This is a genomic window from Pseudogemmobacter faecipullorum (genome assembly GCF_020539525.1).
Classification (GTDB): Bacteria; Pseudomonadota; Alphaproteobacteria; order Rhodobacterales; family Rhodobacteraceae; genus Pseudogemmobacter; species Pseudogemmobacter faecipullorum.
Genome location: NZ_JACDXX010000080.1, coordinates 1 through 933, shown reverse-complemented (window position 1 = coordinate 933; position 933 = coordinate 1). Strand labels below are relative to the sequence as shown.

Here is a 933-nt window from a genome sequence, read left to right as displayed (position 1 = left end):
ACATGGATCTTTGCCGTCTCGACGATCCGTGACGTGCTGCGCTCCGAGCGCGCCTTGACCGAGGCCCAGAGGTCATCGAGCGAGAGATAGCGCTCATCATCAGGCCGATTGAACCATTCGGACGACACCCGGCCGTTGCGTGCTCCCCGGCTGACATCCACCTTGTAGCCGCCGCGCACCGGGCGCGCGGGTTCCAGAATCTGCATAGTGTTCATGACAGTCACTCCGCGACGGGCCGCCGGAGGCCTCTCCTCCAGCCCTGACCCGTCACGGGCAAACCAGCCGCTCTCTCACTCTGGATCCGACAGGACTGCCGTTACCAGTATCGACCGCACAATCCTTCCCGGATCATCTGTGCGGCCACGTCGCGTCCATCGGGCAAAGTGCACCGCCCGATGCTGCGGTCGTAGCTGGTGCGACCGTTCAGGGCGCAGCTGAGGGACTGCGCAGCAACCAGATCCCGCATGCGCCTGGTAGCCGCATCGCCTCGCACTGTTCCGCGCTCAGCACAGTCCAACGACCCGAACCGAACGGGCGTGCCCGCCACCTCAATTGTGTCGCCATCGCGAATATGACTGACAGGCCCCTCAATCACACGACGGGCTGTCAATTCAGGCAGCGCGCCGAGATGCTCGGGAATGCGCTCCACCGCCATAAAACCAAGTAACAACGCACCGCCCATCACAGACAAAAACTGTAGAGGCCGGTTACGACTACCCGCTCGTTTCCGAGGCCAAGATGCCGATCGCAGCGCAGTGACGCGCGTGGAAGGCCTAGACTGTCTTCTTCTGCTCATGCGGCAGCATTAGAGCACGCAACCATGTCTGACTATGTCCCCGAATGGGAAATTGCCCATCACTGCACGCTGCCCTATCAATGTTAAAGAACAAAGGGGACCTTGATGACCGATATCAACCTCGACGCGCTTTCGCT

Annotated in this window: 1 pseudogene; it reads right to left on the bottom strand. The window is 61.1% G+C overall.

Annotated features, from left to right (window positions below):
- Positions 1-215: pseudogene (locus H0485_RS21270) on the bottom strand (DUF932 domain-containing protein); the annotation flags it as partial.
- Between the last annotated feature and the right edge of the window lie 718 nt (positions 216-933).